14 protein-coding genes are annotated in these 20,175 nt (G+C 61.5%); 11 read left to right on the top strand and 3 right to left on the bottom strand.

Annotated elements, in window-relative coordinates; genetic code table 11:
* Position 1: 1 nt before the first annotated feature.
* Both AB4Z15_RS22055 and AB4Z15_RS22050 read left to right on the top strand, forming a co-directional pair.
* On the top strand, positions 2 to 1,984 hold the full coding sequence (locus tag AB4Z15_RS22055; protein ID WP_442018965.1) for a flavin-containing monooxygenase: 1,983 nt from the start codon (positions 2 to 4) through the stop codon (positions 1,982 to 1,984).
* Positions 1,981 to 3,390, top strand: a complete 1,410-nt coding sequence (locus AB4Z15_RS22050; RefSeq protein ID WP_442018964.1) for a carboxylesterase family protein — start codon at positions 1,981 to 1,983, stop codon at positions 3,388 to 3,390. The genes AB4Z15_RS22055 and AB4Z15_RS22050 overlap by 4 nt, the downstream gene beginning before the upstream one ends.
* Positions 3,391 to 3,453: 63 nt before the next feature.
* On the opposite strand, the gene AB4Z15_RS22045 is transcribed toward AB4Z15_RS22050, so the two are convergent.
* Genes AB4Z15_RS22045 through AB4Z15_RS22035 form a run of 3 tightly spaced genes read right to left on the bottom strand, consistent with a single transcriptional unit; the run spans position 3,454 to position 6,658 of the window.
* Entirely contained in the window at positions 3,454 to 4,371 is a 918-nt protein-coding gene (locus AB4Z15_RS22045; RefSeq protein ID WP_442018963.1) for a formylglycine-generating enzyme family protein, read from the bottom strand.
* A 56-nt stretch (positions 4,372 to 4,427) separates the two neighbouring features.
* A complete protein-coding gene (locus tag AB4Z15_RS22040; RefSeq protein WP_442018962.1) occupies positions 4,428 to 5,090 on the bottom strand; it encodes a helix-turn-helix transcriptional regulator in 663 nt (220 codons plus the stop codon).
* A 2-nt stretch (positions 5,091 to 5,092) separates the two neighbouring features.
* Entirely contained in the window at positions 5,093 to 6,658 is a 1,566-nt protein-coding gene (locus AB4Z15_RS22035) for a sulfatase family protein (protein WP_442018961.1), read from the bottom strand.
* Between the two features lie 269 nt (positions 6,659 to 6,927).
* On the opposite strand from AB4Z15_RS22035, the gene AB4Z15_RS22030 reads away from it, so the two are divergent.
* The 9 genes from AB4Z15_RS22030 (at position 6,928) to AB4Z15_RS21990 (ending at position 19,639) form a co-directional block, all read left to right on the top strand.
* Positions 6,928 to 8,457 (top strand): ABC transporter substrate-binding protein, encoded by a 1,530-nt coding sequence (locus AB4Z15_RS22030; RefSeq protein WP_442018960.1) that lies wholly within the window; start codon positions 6,928 to 6,930, stop codon positions 8,455 to 8,457.
* Positions 8,458 to 8,520: 63 nt separating this feature from the next.
* On the top strand, positions 8,521 to 9,462 hold the full coding sequence (locus AB4Z15_RS22025) for an ABC transporter permease (protein WP_442018959.1): 942 nt from the start codon (positions 8,521 to 8,523) through the stop codon (positions 9,460 to 9,462).
* Positions 9,459 to 11,291 (top strand): dipeptide/oligopeptide/nickel ABC transporter permease/ATP-binding protein, encoded by a 1,833-nt coding sequence (locus tag AB4Z15_RS22020; protein WP_442018958.1) that lies wholly within the window; start codon positions 9,459 to 9,461, stop codon positions 11,289 to 11,291. The genes AB4Z15_RS22025 and AB4Z15_RS22020 overlap by 4 nt, the downstream gene beginning before the upstream one ends.
* Positions 11,288 to 12,124 carry an ATP-binding cassette domain-containing protein gene (locus tag AB4Z15_RS22015; RefSeq protein ID WP_442018957.1) on the top strand — a complete coding sequence of 279 codons (837 nt, stop codon included), beginning with the start codon at positions 11,288 to 11,290 and terminating at the stop codon, positions 12,122 to 12,124. The genes AB4Z15_RS22020 and AB4Z15_RS22015 overlap by 4 nt, the downstream gene beginning before the upstream one ends.
* 27 nt (positions 12,125 to 12,151) lie before the next feature.
* Positions 12,152 to 13,561, top strand: coding sequence for a sulfatase family protein (locus tag AB4Z15_RS22010; RefSeq protein WP_442018956.1), 1,410 nt, complete (start codon positions 12,152 to 12,154; stop codon positions 13,559 to 13,561).
* On the top strand, positions 13,558 to 15,276 hold the full coding sequence (locus AB4Z15_RS22005; RefSeq protein WP_442018955.1) for a sulfatase family protein: 1,719 nt from the start codon (positions 13,558 to 13,560) through the stop codon (positions 15,274 to 15,276). The genes AB4Z15_RS22010 and AB4Z15_RS22005 overlap by 4 nt, the downstream gene beginning before the upstream one ends.
* A gap of 36 nt (positions 15,277 to 15,312) precedes the next feature.
* Positions 15,313 to 17,769, top strand: coding sequence for a beta-glucosidase (locus AB4Z15_RS22000; RefSeq protein ID WP_442018954.1), 2,457 nt, complete (start codon positions 15,313 to 15,315; stop codon positions 17,767 to 17,769).
* A 62-nt stretch (positions 17,770 to 17,831) separates the two neighbouring features.
* On the top strand, positions 17,832 to 19,340 hold the full coding sequence (locus tag AB4Z15_RS21995) for a sulfatase family protein (protein WP_442018953.1): 1,509 nt from the start codon (positions 17,832 to 17,834) through the stop codon (positions 19,338 to 19,340).
* A 119-nt stretch (positions 19,341 to 19,459) separates the two neighbouring features.
* Positions 19,460 to 19,639, top strand: coding sequence for a hypothetical protein (locus AB4Z15_RS21990; protein ID WP_442018952.1), 180 nt, complete (start codon positions 19,460 to 19,462; stop codon positions 19,637 to 19,639).
* The last annotated feature ends 536 nt before the right edge of the window (positions 19,640 to 20,175 follow it).

Below are 20,175 nucleotides of genomic sequence, written 5' to 3'. Positions count from 1 at the left end.
AATGCCGAGCATGCAGGAAATGAGATCTGAGACGATGCGGTTTGACGACCTCTACTGGCAAACAAGTGCAGAGCCGATCGTCGAAGACGACGTCGACCTGGAAAAGATCGTCGCCCAGGCGGAACTTCCTGTCCTGCTCGCCGCCCTCGCGGCGGCGCTTGGCGATACCACTTTCCTCAGCAGCGATCTGCAGCCTCCCTTGACCCTGGTGGATACCCAGCCTCATCCACACGGGGGCATGTCACCGGATCAGCAGGAACGCGCCAAGGCGCTGGCTTTGGAGGGCTTGCGCAGGCTGCGGGACAAGGAAATCACCAGCGTTGACATGCTGGAGGACGACGCAGTAGCGGACCTCCTCGGCTTCCTCACGGGCGGCCGCGAGCACTGGCACGCGTCGCTGAAGCATGAACTCGACCTCGCTGCGGACAAGGGCGGAGCTCCGCAGTGGAGTTTTGACGAGGTCGCTGACGGACGCGACTTCCCGGTGTTGATCATCGGTGCCGGGATCGCCGGAATTGCTGCGACGTACCGCTATTCACAGGCAGGTGTGCCCTTCACCGTCGTGGAGGACGCACCGACCCTGGGCGGGACCTGGGCCAAGAACACCTACCCGGGTGTCCGCCTCGATACCCCCACGTTCGGATATTCGTATTCCTTCGCCCAGCGTGGTGACTGGCCACACCAGTTCGCCGAAGGCGGAGACGTTTTGGATTACGTCCGTGACGTGGCCGAGCGTGCAGGTGTGGTGGAATCCATCGAGTTCTCCACCCGTCTTGTCCGCTTGTTATGGGACGAGGAGTCACGCACTTGGCAGGCGACCACCCGCCATAACGGCGGCCTGGAGCGGGTGCGCACCTTTGCCGCCGTCGTAAGTGCACTAGGCCAACTGGACCGGCCCAACATCCCTGACTTCCCTGGGGCTGAGCTGTACCACGGCGTGACCATGCACTCGCAGGAGTGGTCGCACGACGCCGACTACCGCGGCAAGCGCGTGGCAGTCATTGGCACCGGTGCCAGCGCTTACCAGATTGTGCCCGCGCTTGCTGACGAGGTCTCCGGGCTGGTGCTCTTCCAGCGCAGCGCGCCGTGGATGCTTCCGGCTCCGAATTATCACGACGGCGTCAGCGACACCTTCACGTGGTTGCGACGCAAGGTTCCCCACTACGCACAGTGGTACCGCCTGTGGGTGACGATTCAAGGCATCCCGGGCCGCTTGCACACGGTGACCGCCGAGGACGGATGGCAGGGTGCGCCGTTGAGTGTTTCGGCCAAGAACCAGGAAGTCCGTGAAGTGCTGATCGACCGCTTGAAGGAGCAGTTCGCCGACCGTCCGGAACAGTTGGAGACCGCCATCCCCAACTATCCGCCGGGAGCCAAGCGGATGCTGCGTGACAACGGGGTGTGGGCCGCTGCCCTCAAGTCCGAGCGCACCACCGTGGTTACCGCCGGGATAGAGCGGTTCTCCGAGAAGGGGATCATCGACAAGGACGGCGTTGAACATGAGGTAGACATCGTGGTCTTCGCCACCGGGTTCAAACCCTCCGATTACCTCGACGAGGTGGAGGTTGTTGGCCGCGAGGGTGTGGAGATCCACGATTTCTGGAAGGGCGACGCCAGGGCCTACAACGGCGTCACTGTGCCCGGGTTCCCCAACTTCTTCCTTATCTATGGCCCCAACGTTGGAGGAGTGGTGGCGGGAAGCCTGCACTTCATGATCGAGCGGGCCGTCGAGTTCTCCCTGAAGGCCGTCCACGAGCTCCTGCAGCGTGGCGCCTCCGCAATCGACGTCAAGCCGGCGGCGCTGGACCGCTTTGTGGAATGGGTCGACGCCGGAAATCGCCGGATGGCTTGGGGGCAGCCCTACGTGCGCAGCTGGTATCAAAACGCGCATGGCCGGGTTTCCCAGGTATGGCCCTACACAAACGTGGAGTACTGGGAAACAACCGAGACGGTCAAAGCGGACGATCACGAGTTCCTTGCGTGACGGTTCTGTGGATTGATATTCCCGCTGGGGAGGTCAGGGCGAGTCTTCGTGCAGGAATACTGGACGCACCCGGACTTCGCTATGGGACGGCGGGTTCGGACCCGCGGAACGGTGAGGTTTCCAGGGTGGTTGCCGGCAACGCGCAAACCCGCCCGGCCGCCTTTCCGCAGCGCCCGGGCATGCTGGACGGGTTGCTTGGCGCTGCGTTGAGCGAGCTTGAACAGAATGAGGATGCTTTTACCTTGCGGGTCCAGGCCCCTGCCGGTGCCCATGGACTGCCCGTGCTCTTCTTCATTCCTGGCGGCGGTTTCACCACCGGCTCCGGGGAGAGCCGTTGGTACGACTCGCCGGACCTTGTGCGGAACGGCGGCTTTGTTCTGGTCACAGTGAACTACCGGCTCGGAGTGACAGGGCATTTCGGCTCGCTCGGGGAACCCTCGGAATCCACCAAACCCTTGCGTGATCTTCGGGCCGCACTGGCTTGGGTGCGGGAGAACATCAGCGCCTTTGGCGGAGACCCCGGGAAAGTCACCTTGGCCGGGGATTCAGCCGGTGCTTGGTATGCCTATGCCCTGAGCACGAACCCGTCAGTGCGTGGTTTGGCAGCGCAAACCCTGTTGATCAGCATGCCCCGCCTGGCGCCACTGCCTGTAGGGGTCTGGCTCAGCCATCGTGCTGCCGTTCTTGAAGCCTTGGGGTCGGGCCCTGAGGCTGCTCGAGTTCCGGCACTTCTTGATGCCCAGGAGGCTGCAAGGGCAGGTCTTCGGCCGTTCCCGTATATGCCCGTGGAGTCAGGGGAGGCTCCGGCCGACCTGGTGAGGTATGCGGATTCGGTTCAGAGGATCCACACCGGCGCCCTGCTCATCCTTACCACCGCTGAAGAGTCCGCGGCGTTCCTGCGCAACCACCCGAGGGACCAGTTCTCCACTGCGGACGTGGACGAGTTCCTTGAGCGAACCTTCGAAGACCCTGTGCTGGCTGCGGAACGCCTGGTGACCAACGGTGAAGAGCCCGATGCTTACCTCCGGATGGTTCGAGCCGCGACATTGGCACAGTTCCGCATCTCCGCCCTGGAGATCGCCGCGCACTCACCTGTGCCGGCCCAGGTGGTCCGATTCGATCACCGAAGCAAGCTTGATGGCGCCTACGCAGCCCACTGCTTTCCGCTCGCGTTCATCTTTGACGGCACTGACCGTTGGGGGGATTCCCCGATGATGGTCAACGCCTCAGAGGCGGAAACCGCTCGGGTGACTGCTTCAATGCGGGAGCTGATTTGCCGATTCCTGCATTGCGGAGTGGCCGAAAGCAGCCGCTACGACGCCGGGGCTCCGCGGTCGTTGGTCATCGACGCTGATGGGGTCCGGTCGGAGCCGGTCCGAGAAGCGGAAGTACGGGCGTTGGGGTAGGGGGGCATTCAGGGCGCGCCTTTTCGCGAATAGGCGAGCTGGCCGTCGATGCCGTGATCGCCACTAGAGCGCCACGGTACGGAATCCGCAGTTGCCGCTGGAGGATTCAGCGGTGTTCGATGTACGGGCTGCAACCCGGTATCGGTTGCAGTAAGAATCGTGACAGAGGTAGGAACCTCCGCGCATCACTCGCCCGGTCCCGATGGTGGGACCTTGTGGGTTATCGACCGGCGAGTTCCGGTAGTACTTGGGCAGGAACCAGTCGGAGCACCATTCCCAGACATTTCCTGCCACCTCGTAGAGTCCGTAGCCGTTGGCTGGAAAAGACTTCACTGGCGCCGTTCCCAGATGACCGTCTTCGGTTGTGTTCTCGTGGGGGAACGCGCCTTGCCAGATGTTGCAGCGGTGCTCGCCGTCGGGTGTTAGCTCGTTGCCCCAGGCATACCGCTTGCCGTCCAGACCCCCGCGTGCTGCGTACTCCCATTCCGCCTCCGTGGGCAGTCGGCGCCCGGCCCAATCACAGTAGGCAAGGGCGTCATTGTGGGATACGTGGACAACAGGATGGTCAGGGATATCCTCCCAGTGTGAATCTGGGCCAGTGGGGTGCGCCCAATCAGCCCCTCGGATATTCAGCCACCAGTGTGCTCCTGTCGCGACGCCGAGGATGTCGTCCGGTTTAGCGGTGGAGAGTAGGTGGAAGACAGCGGACGAGCCAAAGACTTCGGCTTCTGAACGATAGCCGGAGTCGGCGGTAAACGCGGCGAACATCTGGTTGGTGACCGTGGTGGCGTCGATGGTGAATGGGTCCACCCGGACGTTGTGCGTGGGTGATTCCCCATCGCGTGGATACCCTTCGTCGAAGGCATCCCCCATGCTGTAGGTTCCGCCGTGGAGGGGGATTCCCTCATGCGCGGGTTTCCCGGTGCGTGGCCGCGGTGAGTCAGGGTGGGGGAGGAGCTGCGCGGGAAGTGAATCGCGCATTGGGGCGCAACAGCTCTTGCCATGACCCGCATTTGAATCGCTTGAGGTCAGAGGTATCACTTTTTCGTCTTCAGGTCTCGTTGACGGATCAGGGCCTCCAGACGCACTTCCGTCGCTTCGAGCCACGCCATCAGACTGTTGACCATGTAGAGGCCTCTTTCGCTTTGCAGCCTGATGAGTTCCTCGCGCCAATAGCGTTCCTCTTCATCTTCGTCGGGGCCGAAGTCTTCTTCTGCAAGGGCCATGACAATGAGGTGGTTTTGCCGGTGTTCGCGGCGGAAGTGGAGCTCGGTGCGAACCAATTCCAGGGCTTTCTCGGGGCTGTGTGTTCCCGCGAACCTAAGCCGTACCTGGAAATCCGGGTCCAGGGGCCGAACGGGGGGCTCGTAGGGGGAGTCAATCCATTCCTGCAGTTTCCGTCGTCCTTGGTCGGTTATCTCGTATAGCTTGGCATCGGGTCCGGAGTCTCGAGGGTCAGGGACCGGGATGGCCCATTCACGGTCCACGAGCTTGCCGAGTTGGCGGTAGATCTGCGAGGTCTGTGCGCTGTAGCCAACATAGGGGCCGTGGCGGTCAAGCCATTTGCGAACGTCGTATCCAGTCCGGGCGCTGGTGCTTAGCAAGCTCAGAAGGATCACTTCAAGGCGTCCAAGGGAAGTGCCATTTTCGACACGGGAACGCTTCGACGGCGTTACGTTTTCGAGAGGTACAGTTTCCACTTTTACTCCTGGGCCATGATTGTTGCAGCAAACCGCTTCCGCATTGCCTCTCGATCTTCCTCGCTTATGGGCACCTGGGCGTGCCAGGAGACGTGTGTCGCCGAGTTCCCCGGAGTCAAGCGTTCCTCGAGATGCTTGGCGAGGTGGCCCCGACCGGTGTTGCGGAGATGCTGCATATAGTCCTTTGGTTGATTGTAGAGGGTGGGGCCTACCTGAAGTGCCCCCTGCATCGGGTCAGGAAGTGCTCCTGGAGTTCCGGCGTAGAAGCCGAGCCATTCCATGAGGTTGGACCGCATTTGCGTGGCGAGGCCCTGATCGGCGTCGATCAGGTTCTTCGTAAGGTAGGGGTCCTCCGTGACGTTGAACAGGGACTCTAGTTCGGCCCGAAAGCAGCCTGGATGGTAGGTGCGGATATATAGGTGGTCGCGGGTCCGGACGGCCCGCTGGTACGTGTGCGCCCCGTGTCCCCAGACAAGATAAGGGCGTGAATCGATGCTCTCTCCGCGGACCGCCGGCGCATAAGACACGCCTTGCCACTTTTCCGGCTGCTGCAGTCCCAGTAGGTCCAGGATGGTCGGCGCGTAATCAATGTTGTACAGCAACGCGTCGTTGCGGGTCCCAGCTACTCCATGCTGGTCGGTGATCCCGGGCCAGTGAATGATCATGGGGAGGCGATGCACAGGTTCGGACGCAAGGCCATGCTCGGCGTAGAGGCCGAGTTCGCCGAATGATTCGCCGTGGTCCGAGGAGACGACAATGGCGACGTCGTCGGCCAGTCCCATTTCCTCGATCGAGCGGCGAAGCCGGCCGAACTCCGAATCCCAGAAATGAATCGCCCCGTCGTAGCCGTTGATGAGATGTTCGAAATCCGCCCGGGTACGGATCTCGTCCGGCATATTGTGGGGCACGCGTGACTTCCGTGGTCCTCCTGAATAGTGGAGATCAAGAGCGCTGCGCGCACCATATACCTCGGCGTGGCCATCGATGGCCTCCTGGTCCGGCCAAGCGGGAGCAGGGCCCGAAGCCGCAGCTCTCTGCGTCCACGACTCGTCCTGGAGGTAGTCAGTATGCGGGTCCCAGTAGGTGAGGTGGAGGTACCAGTTTTCCACGTCTCTATGCTTCCCGATCCATTCCAGGGCAGTGTCCGTGATCATGTCTGCCGGTTCGTCGCCCATGTCAGGGGTGACTTGGATGTTTTCCCGGAAGTTGCCCATGAAGTAGTAGGCGCGGTGACGTTCAGCGAACGATGAGACCGCGGCACAGGTGTAACCAGCCATGTTCAGTGCCTGGCCCAGAAGCGGACGGTGAGGCTGCGGGGCGTGGCCGGCGTCGAGGCGGAACCGGGCATCGTCGCCAAAGTGTCCAATTACCCCGTTGGTGATCCCATGCTGGCCGCTGGTGAGTGCGGTCCTGGAGGGAAGGCATGGGGAGTCGGAGCAGTAGTACCGGTCGAAGACCACACTGCTTTGGGCCATCTCATCCAAATTGGGCGTGATGTTCCTCGCGTAGCCATAGGTTCCGGTGTGATCGGGGCGGAGCGAGTCCACGTCCACGTAGATGATCTTCATCGATCAGTTCCTTGTCTCCTGGTTGCTGAAGTCCGGGGGTGGTCATGTTTCGGCCCGGCATCCTTTGATGTTCTTAGTTATAGCACTAGTGGAAATGCTGGAACAGTCCCTGCCGCATGTTTGGGCAAGAAAGCTATTTCACAAGTTAAATAGCTCAGGTCTTGTGTCGTGACTCACAATCTGTCATTCTCGAATTACTGCTCAATGCTGAGCGGCAGGTACTGCGGCATAAAACGGCTGGGTGCCTCCACAGCTGAAAGGACGTAACGATGCGTTTTAAGAAGGCCGCCGTAGCAGCCACGATCGCCGCCGGGCTTGTGCTGGCTGGATGCAGCGGTGGCGGCGGGACGAGCGACGGGTCGAAATCAGCGGCCAGCCTTGTTGTCGGCAACATCATCCCGCCGGCCACCTTTGAGGCAAGGAACCTCAACTGGGGTAACCAGTCGGTCTATTTCCAGGCCGTGTACGACAGCCTCCTCAAGCCCTCACCCAACGGCAAGGACGTCGAAGCGAACCTCGCCACAGACTGGAAGTACAACGAAGACAAGACCGTCCTCACGATGAAGCTGCGTGATGATGTCACCTTCACCGACGGAACTCCCTTCACGGCCGAGGTGGCGGCCCAGAACCTTCTTCGGTTCCGCGATGGAACGTCCCCTCAAAAGAGCAAGATCGTGGACTTGGCGGGTGCCACCGCCAAAGACAAGAACACTCTGGAAATCCAGCTCAAGCAGGCAAATCCTGCGTTCGTGATCTACTTGGCCCAGGCCGCGGGCATGCAGGAAAGCCCTGCTGCTTTTGACAAGCCGGATGTCCAGACCAACCCGATTGGTTCCGGGCCCTACATCCTTAACACCGGCTCCACTGTTGTGGGGACGTCTTACAAGTTCGACAAGAATCCCAAGTACTGGAACGCTGATGCAGTCAAGTACGACACCCTGACAATCAATGTTTACAACGACGCGACCTCACTGTTGAACGCACTGCGGGGCAAGCAGCTTGATGCCTCAGCCATCAACGACGTCAGCATCATCCCCCAGGTCAAAGCCGCCGGCTTCACCGATAACGGCAGTGACCTGAATTTCGCCGGCCTGATGCTTTTTGACCGCGCCGGACAAAGCAACCCAGCGCTGGGCAAGGTCGAAGTACGGCAGGCCATCAACTACGCAGTTGACCGTGACGCCTTCCTCAAGGCCGTTGGCCTCGGCTTCGGCAAAGTGACCGGCCAGGTCTTCCGTGAAGACTCCCCGGCTTATGACCAGCAACTGAACGACACCTACAAGTTCGATCCTGCAAAGGCCAAAGACCTGCTCGCCAAGGCAGGCTACCCCAATGGTTTCGAGCTGGCGATCCCCACCTCACCGGGATTCCCGAAGCAAGTGTGGCCGTTGCTGCAGCAGCAGCTTGGCGACGTGGGCATTAAGGTCTCCTACACCGACGTCGGACAAAACATCATCGCCGACCTCCAGGCCAAGAAATACGGCGTGTCGTTCTTCACCCTCCAGCGCGACGCGAACGAATGGCAGTTGATCAGCAACCTTCTGGCCCCGACAGCAACCTGGAACACCTTCAAATACCAGGATCCAACCGTGGATGCACTGGCATCCAAGATCCGCACCGCCGAAGGTCCTGATCGGGACGCGGCCCTGAAGGAGCTCAACAAGTACGTCGTTGACCAGGCCTGGTTCGCCCCGTGGTACACACCCACGAACTTCTTCGTCACCAACGCCAAGACCAAGGTTGAGCTCAACCAAGGCAACGCCTGGCCGAACCTCTGGAACATCACCCCCAAGGCCTAGGACCACTGTCGGGGGTCCACCGAAAGGGCCCCCGACAGCCCTACCCACTGAAAGATCACCATCATGATTTCATTCATCGTGAGAAGGCTCCTCACCGGCATCGTAATGCTTGCTGCCATTACTACCGTCGGGTTCACGCTGCTGTACATGGGCGGCGGTGACATCACCAGGAAAATCCTCGGCGAATCGGCGGACGCTCAAACTGTCGCCCAAAAAGCACACGAACTGGGTCTGGACCGTCCCGTCCTTATCCAATACGGCGACTGGGTTGTCCACGCACTTTCCGGCGACTTCGGCTATTCGTGGTTCACCGGCCAGACGGTCTCCGCCGCGATCATTTCCCGCCTGTCCGTCACCTTGTCTCTTGTCATCGGTACCGTGCTTATCGTCGCCGTCGTCTCGGTGGTGCTGGGTGTGCTTGCGGCGACAAAGCGGGGCTGGATCGATAAGCTGGCCCAGCTGCTCGCCGTCCTGGGCCATGCAATCCCCGGGTTCCTCTTCGCCGTCGGCCTGGTTCTGTTCTTTGCGCTCACCCTGGGCTGGTTCGACCCGACAGGGTATGTCCCCTTCACCGAATCACCTTCGGGATGGCTGAAGACCGTGACCCTGCCGGTGATTGCCTTGGCGCTGGGCGGCATCGCCAACGTTACCCAGCAGATACGTGGCGCCGTCATCGATGCGCTCCGTAACGATTACGTCCGCACACTGCGCAGCCGGGGCATCCCTGAGCGCAGGGTCGTCCTCAAGCACGTCCTGCGTAATGCCGCGGGTCCGGCATTGGCAGTCCTCGCCGTCATTTTCGTCGGACTCCTCGGCGGCGCGGTCATCGTGGAGCAGGTCTTCGCGATTCCCGGCTTGGGACAAGTAGCCGTGCAGGCTACAACTCAGGGCGATATTCCGCTGGTGATGGGCCTGCTCGTCGCCACCGGTGTCATTGTCATCGTCTTCAACCTCCTGGTCGATCTGGCCCAGGGCTGGCTCAACCCGAAAGTGCGTCTGTCATGACAACTCCGGCAAATACCACCGATCCCGAGATCGTCGTCGTACCACCCAGTTCCACAACGGTCCCCCTGTTCCGCCGGGTTCTTCGCAACCCCCTCGCCGTAGCCTCGATGGCGTTCCTCGCTGTTGCCATCCTTACCGCGGTATTTGCCCAGTTCCTCGCTCCACACGATCCGAACAACGCCGTGATCCAAAACGTGCTGGGCCTTCCAGGAGGCGAGAACCCACTGGGCGCCGATGGTGCAGGCCGCGACGTACTGTCCCGGCTGATTTATGGTGCTCAGTTCAGTCTGGCCGGCGCACTGGTCGCCCTGCTGACCGCGATGCTCATCGGCGTGACCGGTGGCCTTCTGGCCGGCTACTTCGGAAAGTGGATCGACACTCTCTGGACCTGGGTGATCTCGCTCATGATGGCGCTGCCGACCATCATCGTGCTCCTGGCCGCACGGGCCGTGGTGGGACCATCGCTGTGGCTGTCGATGCTGATTTTCGGCGTCATGCTGTCGCCGGCGTTCTTCAGGCTCGTCTACGCCTCCGTCACTGCAGTCCGCAATGAGCTTTATGTCGATGCAGCCCGCGTCTCGGGGCTTAGCGACACCCGCATCATCGCCATCCACATCCTGTCCGTCGTCCGCGCCCCTATCGTGATCCAGGCAGCCATCGTCGGAGGTATAGCCCTGGCTGTTCAGTCCGGACTGGAATTCCTCGGACTGGGCGACATCAACGTCCCCACCTGGGGTTCAATGCTCAGCGATGGCTTCACTAACCTCTACACCTCTCCCATGCTCATCCTCTGGCCGGCACTGGCCATCGGCCTGACGCTGATCTCCCTGACCCTGCTCGCCAACAGCCTCAGGGACGAACTTGAACGCGCCAACGCACCCCGTAAGCAGGGCCGCAAGAAAGCGACCGAAGCCATCGCGACCGACGTTAAGGATACGGAAGACATCATTCGGCACGCGGAGCCGGCGGCTCCCGAAGGAGACATCGTCCTCGAAGTTTCGAATCTCTCCGTTGGCTACCCGAGCCCGGACGGAGGCACGAAAAAGGTCGTTTACGACGTTTCACTCACGGTCCGAAGGGGTGAAGTCCACGGACTGGTCGGGGAATCGGGTTCGGGCAAGACCCAGACTGCTTGGTCCATCCTGCGGCTGCTGCCCGAAGGCGGCAAGATCGTCGGCGGCTCGATCCTTTTCAAGGGGAAGGACCTGGCACAGCTGTCGGGGCGGGACATGGAAAAAATGCGTGGGCGGAATATCGCTTACATTCCACAGGAACCTATGTCCAACCTGGACCCGTCCTTCACGATCGGCAGCCAACTCGTTGAGCCGATGCGCATCCAACTACATATATCAGCTGATGAGGCCAAGGAGCGTGCATTGAGCCTGCTGGCAAGGGTGGGTATCCCCAACCCTGAACGGACGTTTGACTCCTATCCCCATCAAGTCTCCGGCGGTATGGCCCAACGTGTCCTGATTGCCGGCGCCATCTCCTGCAACCCCGATCTTCTGATCGCCGACGAACCAACCACCGCCTTGGACGTCACCGTCCAGGCAGAGGTCTTGGATCTCCTTCGGGACCTGCAGTCCGAGTTTCACATGGCGGTAGTCCTCGTCACCCACAATTTCGGTGTCGTCGCCGACCTTTGCGACAGGGTTTCCGTCATGCGCCTCGGACGGATCGTCGAAACCGGCCCAACCGAGCCAATCTTCGACGCCCCACGCCATCCGTACACCAAAGAGCTCCTCGGAGCCATCCTCAGCGAAGCCGAACCACGCGGTCCACTCGTTGCTGCCGAAAGCACCACCAGCCCGAAGGGAGCAGTTCGATGAACGAGTCACTGTTGGACATCCAAAAGGTCATCGTCGAATATCCCGGCCGCGGCTTCCGCGGCAAGCCTTTCAGGGCGCTTGACAGCGTCTCCGTCGACGTTCAGAAGGGCGAGTGCGTGGGCCTGGTCGGTGAATCCGGTTCCGGCAAAACGACGCTGGGCAGGGCAGTCCTTGGATTGGCTCCTGTGACAGGAGGAAAGGTGCTGTTCCGTGGGGAGGACATCTCCCACGCCAACCGCGCCGACCGCCGTCGGCTGGCAAGCGACATACAGGTCGTCTTCCAGGACCCCTACACTTCCCTTAACCCCTCCCTGACGGTCGAACAGATCCTGTCCGAGCCGCTCAACGTCCGTAAGGTCCCCAAGGCCGAATCGTCCAAGCGGATCAAGGACCTCTTCGACATGGTCCGCCTGCCAGGCGACGCCGGGAACCGTCTACCCCGGGAGTTCTCCGGCGGGCAGCGGCAACGCATCGCCATCGCCCGAGCCCTGGCACTCAAACCCGCGCTGATCGTCTGTGACGAGCCGGTGTCCGCCCTGGACCTCTCGACCCAGGCCCGGGTCCTGGAATTGTTCCAAGACATCCAGGAGCAAACCCAGGTGGCCTACCTCTTCGTCTCCCATGACCTTGAAGTCGTGCGGCATATCAGCCACCGCGTTGCGGTGATGTACCGGGGAGAAATCGTCGAATTCGGCGATGGGGACCAGGTCACCAGCCGTCCCCAGCACCCGTACACTCAACGCCTGTTTTTCGCCGCCCCAGTGGCAAACCCGAAGGCTCAGGCGCGACGCCGCGAAGAACGCCGCCAGTTGCTCGCCGCCCAGAACGCATAGGAACACGGACTCATAGGAACACGAACAATGGACGAAAGAGTCGACGTCGGCGTGGACGGCAAGACAAACATCCTCCTCATCACGGCCGACGACATGGACGGCAACACACCCGGCGCATTCGGAGGCCCGTACGACGCCACCCCCAACCTCGACCGGCTTGCCGGAGAGGGAATGGTGTTCGGGCGCGCCCACGTCCCCGCGGCCGTGTGCCAGCCAAGCCGCTCCGCCCTCATGACGGGGCTGTGGCCGCACCGAAACGGCGCAGAAGGCTTCGAACCCATCAACGACGGCATCGGCGTTATCAACGACCATCTGAAGCAGGCCGGATACAAGGTGGGAATTCTCGGCAAGGTAAGTCACATCCAGCCAGTCGAGCGCTTCGGCTGGGACATGGCGGCTGACATGCGCCAACTGGGCCTCGGGCGGAACCCCGAAGCCTACGGCAGCCGCGCCGAAGAATTCATCGCCGAAGCCTCCCGTGACGGTCACCCATGGTTCCTCATGGCCAACGCCCACGATCCCCATCGCCCATTCCACGGAAGCGCAGCGGAGCGTGAACTCTGGACGGCAGAGGAGCGCAGCGAATACCCCGAGCCATCAAAAGTATTCAGCGGAGATGAAGTGGAGGTCCCCGGTTTCCTTCCAGACATACCGGGAGTGCGTCAAGAATACGCCGAATACTTGAGCTCTTCGCGCCGTTGCGATGACGTCGTGGGAGCCGTACTCGCCGCACTCGATCGAACAGGAAAGGCGGATGACACCCTCGTAATTTTTATGTCGGACAACGGCATGGCCTTCCCATTCGCCAAAGCAAACTGCTACCTCCGCAGCACCCTGACTCCTCTTATCGTCCGTTGGCCTGGGGTGACCACTCCGGGAAGCAGCAACGCCGACGCCTTCGTCGACATGCTGGACCTTTTCCCCACCTTCTGCGACGCCGCCGGTGTGGCGGTGCCCGGGGGAGTCGACGGTGCCACACTGACCCCGCTCCTGAAAGGCGGGAGAGAACGGGACCGCGACCAGGTCTTCACTGTCTTCCACGAGACCTCGGCCAAACAGCGTTTCGAAATGCGCTGCGTCCAGGACTTTCAGTATGGCTACATCTGGAACGGATGGGCTGACGGCAGCGTCCAGTACCGCGCCGAGAACATGTGGGGGTTGTCCTGGCCCGCAATGCTTGAGGCAGCCGAAAACAACGAGGCCATCCGACAGCGCACCGACTTCTATCTCACCCGGGCCCGCGAAGAGCTCTACGACCTCACCGCGGACCCCGATTGCCTCAACAATCTCGCCGACCAGCCCGATCTTGAACCCGTCCTCACCCGGAAGAGGACCAGCCTGTCCCGTTGGATGACCAGCACAGGGGATCCGATGGCGACAGAATTCCACTTAGGAACCGGGCAGCCGGTTGAACACACTGCGGCAGTCACGGAATGAAAACTCCCAACGTGGTGTGGATTTCCACGCATGACATCAACCCGGACCTTGGCTGCTACTCCGGCATCTGGCCCGGCGCCGACTACGCGCACACACCCAATCTGGACCGCCTGGCGGCAGACGGGGCCCGATTCGACATGGCCTTTGCCTCCGCGCCGGTGTGTGCGCCCGCCCGATCAGCGATAATGACAGGCTGCTTTCCCAACGCCATCGGCACCATGCACATGCGCACGAAGGCCATCCCCCCGGCTGAAGTGAAGCTGTTGCCGGAATATTTTCGGGCAGCGGGCTACTACTGCACCAACAACTCCTTCACTGACTTCCAGGTAGACGTCCCGCCGGTCGTTTTTGATGAATGCAGCCCCACGGCACATTGGCGCAACCGGCCGGATGAGGATACGCCCTTCTTCGCAGCCTTCCATGGAATGACCACCCACGAGTCCCAGATATATCTCGATGACGAGTCCTTCCAACGCGCCACCCTCAACGTTGCGCGACAGGTCCGGCACGACACGTCGACTGCGCCACTGCCGCCCTACTACCCGGATACCGACGTCTTCCGTAAGGCCTGGGCACGATACGCGGACCTCATCACCGAGATGGACCACTGGGTCGGCGGTATCCTCGACCAGCTCGAGGAAGACGGGCTGGTCGAGGATACGATCGTGGTCTTCTGGAGCGATCATGGCAGAGGCATGCCCCGCGCCAAGCGCTGGGCGACTGAAGCAGGCCTGCGCGTACCCCTGCTCCTGCGGTGGCCAGGTGTCATTCAACCTGGCACGGTCAGGACTGACCTTGTCCACACAATGGACCTCGCTCCCACAATGCTTGAAGCCAGTGGCCTGCAAGTTCCTGGGCACTTGCATGGTAAGCCGCTCCTGAGGCGGGGCGGCTCGTTCACTGACCGTCCAAACGCCTACGTTTACGGCGGTCGGGACCGCATGGACGAATCGGAAGACACCTCCCGGACCGTCCGCGACGAACGGTACCGCTACGTCCGGAACTTCCATCCAGACCGATCGCCCATGCCCCACATCGACTATCCCGATCACACGGCTACTTGGTCGGAGCTCAGGCGACTAAGGGGAGAAGAAGCCAGGCAACTGGCGTGCGGCGAGCTGCCCAGCCGCTTGACCGACCTTCAACGCAGCCTCGTAGCAGCGTCCAAGCCAGGGGAGGAACTTTACGATCTGGAGCAAGACCCTCACGAAACCCGCAACCTCGTCCAGGACCCGGGACACATGAAGGCGCTTGCCAGATTACGGGGAGCGCTCAAGACATGGCAGGACAGCGTTCAGGACCTGGGAATGATGCCGGAACGCCAGTTGATGGAAAATTGGCGGCCCAATGGCGAGGCTCCGGTAACAGCCACACCAACCCTCTCAATCACGGCCGAAGGAATCAGCGCTGCATGCGAGACGCCGGGGGCGTCCATCGGTTGGACAGCCTCACCCCCAAATCCGAGCTCATCACCGAGGCCCCAGGAGCAACGGAAACTCATGGACCGGGTGACAGGCAGTCCTGAGGAAGACGGACGTATATGGAACCTGTACACAGCCCCGGTTCCCTCCATGGGGACCAGTTCCGTGCGCTTCAAAGCGTGGCGTCTCGGCTTCACGGCCAGCCAAGAGGCCAGTGTGCAAGGCCGGGTGGCTGGACGCGCCCCGAAGTCCCCAGAGGGTCACCTCCACGAAGACAACAACCTGCCCCTTTGAGGCGGCGAACAACAACTTGCAGCGAAAGAAGGAAACATGGAAACCATCACCATCGACCAACGCATGGAAGCACTGGTCCAAGAACTGACTCTCGAGGAAAAAGTTCAGTTGCTCACCGGGCACGACTTTTGGACGACGTGGCCGATGGAGAAGATCGGCCTGCGCCGGATCCTGGTTTCGGACGGCCCGACGGGTGTTCGTGGTGAGGCTTGGGATGAGCGGCAGCCGTCGGTGAATTTCCCGTCCGCGACGGCGATCAGCTCGACTTGGGACCCTTCCATGGCCGACCGCCTGGGCGCGGCCTCCGCTGTGGAAGCCCGGCGGAAGGGAGTTGATGTCGTTCTTGGTCCGACGATTAACCTGCACCGTTCCCCGCTGGGCGGCCGGCACTTCGAAGCCTTCAGTGAGGATCCGGTCCTCACCGGTGAACTGGCCGCATCATACGTGAACGGGGTGCAGCGCAACGGCGTCGGCGCCACACCGAAGCACTATGTCGCCAACGATTCCGAAACCGACCGGTTCACCGTTGACGTGCAGGTCGATGAGCGGCCGCTGCGCGAACTGTATTTGCTGGCGTTTGAGAGGGCCATCGTCGAGTCCAGGGCGTGGCTGGTAATGAGCGCCTACAACTCCATCAACGGCACCACCGCCACCGAGAACGAGCTGCTGGAAACGCCGCTGAACAGCGAATGGGGCTTCGACGGGGTAGTGATCAGCGACTGGACCGCGGTCCGCAGCGTCGACTCCGCCCGCGCTTCCCAGGATCTGGTCATGCCCGGCCCGCAAGGGCCTTGGGGCGACGCCCTTGTGACCGCGGTACGCGCTGGGGAGATCCCTGAAGCCAGCATTGACCGGAAGGTACTGCGGATCCTGCAGCTCGCCGCCCGGGTGGGCGCCTTGGAAGGGTTCGAAGCCGTCCAGGCGGAACCGGTGGACCGGGAAGACCTGGTCGCCTTCACTCGAGAAGCTGCTGCCGCCGGCACTGTGATGGTGAAGAACGACGGCGTGCTGCCGCTGGATCGGGCGGTGACGGGGACCGTCGCCGTGATCGGGCACAATGCCAGGCACGCCAGGACGCAGGGTGGGGGGTCAGCGACGGTCCTGCCGGACAAGGTCGTCTCGCCGCTTGAGGGCATCCGGACCGCATTCGGAACTGACAAAGTCACGTACAGCATCGGCGCCATTGTGCAGGAAGGCGTCGCCGAACTGCCACTGGGCCAGTTGACCAACCCTGCCACAGGAGAACCCGGTCTGCGGGTGACCTTCCTCGACGCCGCTGGGGCTGAACTGTTCACCGAGGACCGCCGCTCGACTGCCCTCGTCTGGTTCGGCGGCGACGCCCCGGTCAGGGAGTCCTCCACGGTGCGTCTGCACACCACCTACACCCCGGACGAATCCGGCAACGTCCGGCTGGGTGCGGCCACCGTCGGCCAGACTCGGATCTACGTCAATGACGGCCTCGTCCACGAAGCAAACATCCACGTGAATGGCAAGGACATCGCCGAGTCCTTCCTCGCCCCGCCGTCCTCAACCGCGGAAATTCCGGTCGAAGCGGGTGTTCCCCTGGATGTCCGGGTGGACCTCGACATTTCCGGCCGGACCGGACCGCTCGAGAACGCCCTCAGCGTTACCCTGGGGACCGAACCCGCCGACACGGACCCTGAAATGCTGATCATTGAAGCAGCCAAGGCTGCACGGGAAGCCGATGTCGCCGTCGTCGTCGTCGGTACCAACTCCCGGGTCGAATCCGAAGGTTACGACCGCACCACCCTGGACCTGCCCGGGCTGCAGGACCGGCTGGTCCACGCCGTTGCCGCCGCGAACCCGCGCACGGTGGTGATCGTCAACGCCGGATCTCCGGTCATCATGCCCTGGCGCCACGAGGTCGCCGGGATCCTGATCGGTTATTTCGGCGGCCAGGAATTCGGCAACGCGCTCGCCGATATCCTCACCGGGACTGCCGAACCCGGCGGCCGACTGCCCACCACCTGGCCCGCCACCCAAGGCAGCGTCCCGGTTCTCAACACCACCCCTGACACTGATGGGAAGCTCCGCTACGACGAAGGGATCCACATCGGCTACCGCGCCTGGCTCAAAACCGGCGCCACTCCCGCCTACGAATTCGGTTACGGCTTGGGCTACACCACGTGGAAACTGGACACCGTCGATGGACCCACAAAGCCCGTCACCCCAGGCGAAGCCGTACCCATCACCGTCACGCTGACCAATACCGGCGGACGGGCCGGTAAGCAGGTGGTACAGGTCTACGCTGAAAAGCCGGACTCCGACGTCGAACGGCCAGTCCGCTGGCTCGTCGCCTCCGTGCCTGTATGGGCCGAACCCGGCGACACCGTCGCCGCGACCGTGGATGTACCCACCCGTCTGCTGGCTTACTGGGACAAAGGCTGGCGCTATGAAAGCGGCGAGTACAGCCTGCGCATCGGGACGTCCGTGACAGACCTGCCCATCGAGGGAAGCATTCGTCTTCCCTGAAACTAGACAGCAGTGCACTTGGGAGTGCACGAGGTACCCAAGAACTATGGAAAGGAAGAGAGATGTCGAAGACGAACATCATCTTCATCATGTCTGATGACCACGCTGCGCACGCGATCTCGGCGTACGGCAGCCGGGTCAACTCGACCCCGCACCTGGACCGCATTGCCGAAGGAGGCATGCGCCTGGATGCCGTGTACTGCACGAACTCCATTTGCAGCCCTTCGCGTGCCTCCATCCTCACGGGAACCTACAGCCACATCAACGGCGTCTCGTCGATTTGGACGGAGATGGACTACCGGGTGCCCACGTTTGTTGATGTGCTCCACGGGCAGGGTTACAAAACCGCGCTGTTTGGAAAGTGGCACCTGGGTGAGCACGGCAGGGCCTTGCCGCGGGGTTTTGATAATTGGAAGATCTTCCCAGGGCAGGGTGACTACGTCGATCCGGAGATGGTTGATGAGAACGGTGCCACTACAGTCCCCGGGTATGCGACGGACATCGTCACCGATCTTTCCCTTGATTGGTTGAACGGGCTGACGGGAGAGGAGCCGTTCTGCATGCTTGTCCATCACAAGGCCCCGCACCGCCCCTGGATTCCTGACGAGAAGCACAAGCACCTGTATGCAGATGGGCAAATTCCTGAGCCGGAAACGTTTTTCGATGACTACGCCACCCGCAGCCAGGCTGTCCGGAACGTTCACATGACCATCGCGGATGACATGGGGGCAGAGGACCTCAAAACCGAGGTCCCGGAAGAATTGCGCGGACCCGAAAACAGGGAAGCGCGCATGCGGTGGAAGTACCAGATCTACATGCGCGATTACCTGCAGTGCATCCAATCCATCGACGACAACGTCGGCCGTCTTCTGGACTACCTCGATGAGCGTGGACTGTCCGAAAACACCCTCGTCGTTTACACCTCGGACCAGGGGTTTTTCCTGGGTGATCACGGCTGGTTCGATAAGCGGCTGATGTTTGACCAGTCCCTACAGATGCCGATGTTGATGAAATGGCCTGCCGAAATCAGTGCCGGCAGCCGTTGCGAGGCAATCATTACCAACGTTGATTTCGCGGCCACGTTCCTGGACATTGCCGGGATCAAAGCGGATGAGTCACTTCCCACATCGCAGGGCCGTAGCTTCCGGCCTCTTCTGCGAGGAGAGGCGATCGACGATTGGCCGGACGCAGCGTACTACAGGTATTGGGAGCACGATGATCCAATCCATGCTGCACCTGGCCATTACGGCATTCGCACCGCCGACTTCAAACTCATCCATTATTACAACGCCGGTCTTGATGTCCCGGGTGCCTCAGACCGCGTATTCGATGCTGAATGGGAACTGTACGACCTGCAAAATGATCCCACCGAAGTCCGCAACGTAGCTGACGATCCCGGCTACGTCCATATTCGCGCTGAGCTGGAACAAAGACTCGCCGAGTATCAGCGTCACTACCGGGATGAACCCTATGCCGGTCCCGGCACACCGCATCCGGCATGGGGTCCCCACGATGCAAACGTGCTGGAGCGAGTTGAAACGTACGTCCGAGTACTCCGGGCGTCCAGCTAGGATCCACGCGAGGGGGCTGGCCAGTCCGAAGAGACCGGCCAGCCCGGGATGCGTACTTTGTGGACCAGATTTTGCCACATCGACCCAAATTAAGCGCCGCTGTTAGGAATTCCACGACCATGAGCATCAGGCCTGCACCCGCTACTCAACACACTCCCGGCGCTGCCGTCCTCAACGCCTTGCGCTGGGTCGCGGTCATTCTCGGATGCGGCCGCCGGGAACGGGCCCGCAGATTACTCGCGCTGGTCCTCCCTCGGGAAAGTCACTTGGAGGACCGGAACACCACGCCACGAAGCTAACTGCTCCCGAGCATGCACAACGAAGGCCGTGGCGGATTGTCAGCCGCCCTTCTTCAGCCAGGAGCTGCGGAAAATCCTCGCAGTTCTTCTCCTCGCACTGGCGCTGTTCCTCAGCGGCGGCTCACTCTTACGCTGTGTCAATATTGAGCGTGCGATCGGGCAAAGGGCGTCTCTGCCGCTGCCCATAATCGCGCTGGTCCCGGCCGTTGTGGATCCCTGGTTGCCGCTTCGATGGTTGCCTTCGTTCTGGCTGGACAGAAACCGATATGCAATGAGTCAACAACGCCTTCCGATTCGATTGTTTCACTTATTTTGTTTGTTTCGTTTATAGGGTACCGTGAACGCATACACGCAGAAGGCGGGATGAGGAGAGGATACGATAATGCCGACCCATGCACCAATCCCGGCCTACCCGCAAGGAAATGATTCTGAACTCGCGCGGGAGGCCTTGAAGACACTTCGTCGCGCCGTTGAGGCGCACTCGGATCCACAGCAGCCGGTGGAGATGAGGGTTACTGACGGCGGGCAGCTGGAGA

It is taken from the genome of Paenarthrobacter sp. 2TAF44, assembly GCF_052114885.1.
In the GTDB taxonomy this organism is placed as follows: domain Bacteria; phylum Actinomycetota; class Actinomycetes; order Actinomycetales; family Micrococcaceae; genus Arthrobacter.
Note: the sequence above shows the minus strand (reverse complement) of the source record. Positions and strands in the feature narration are given on the sequence as shown.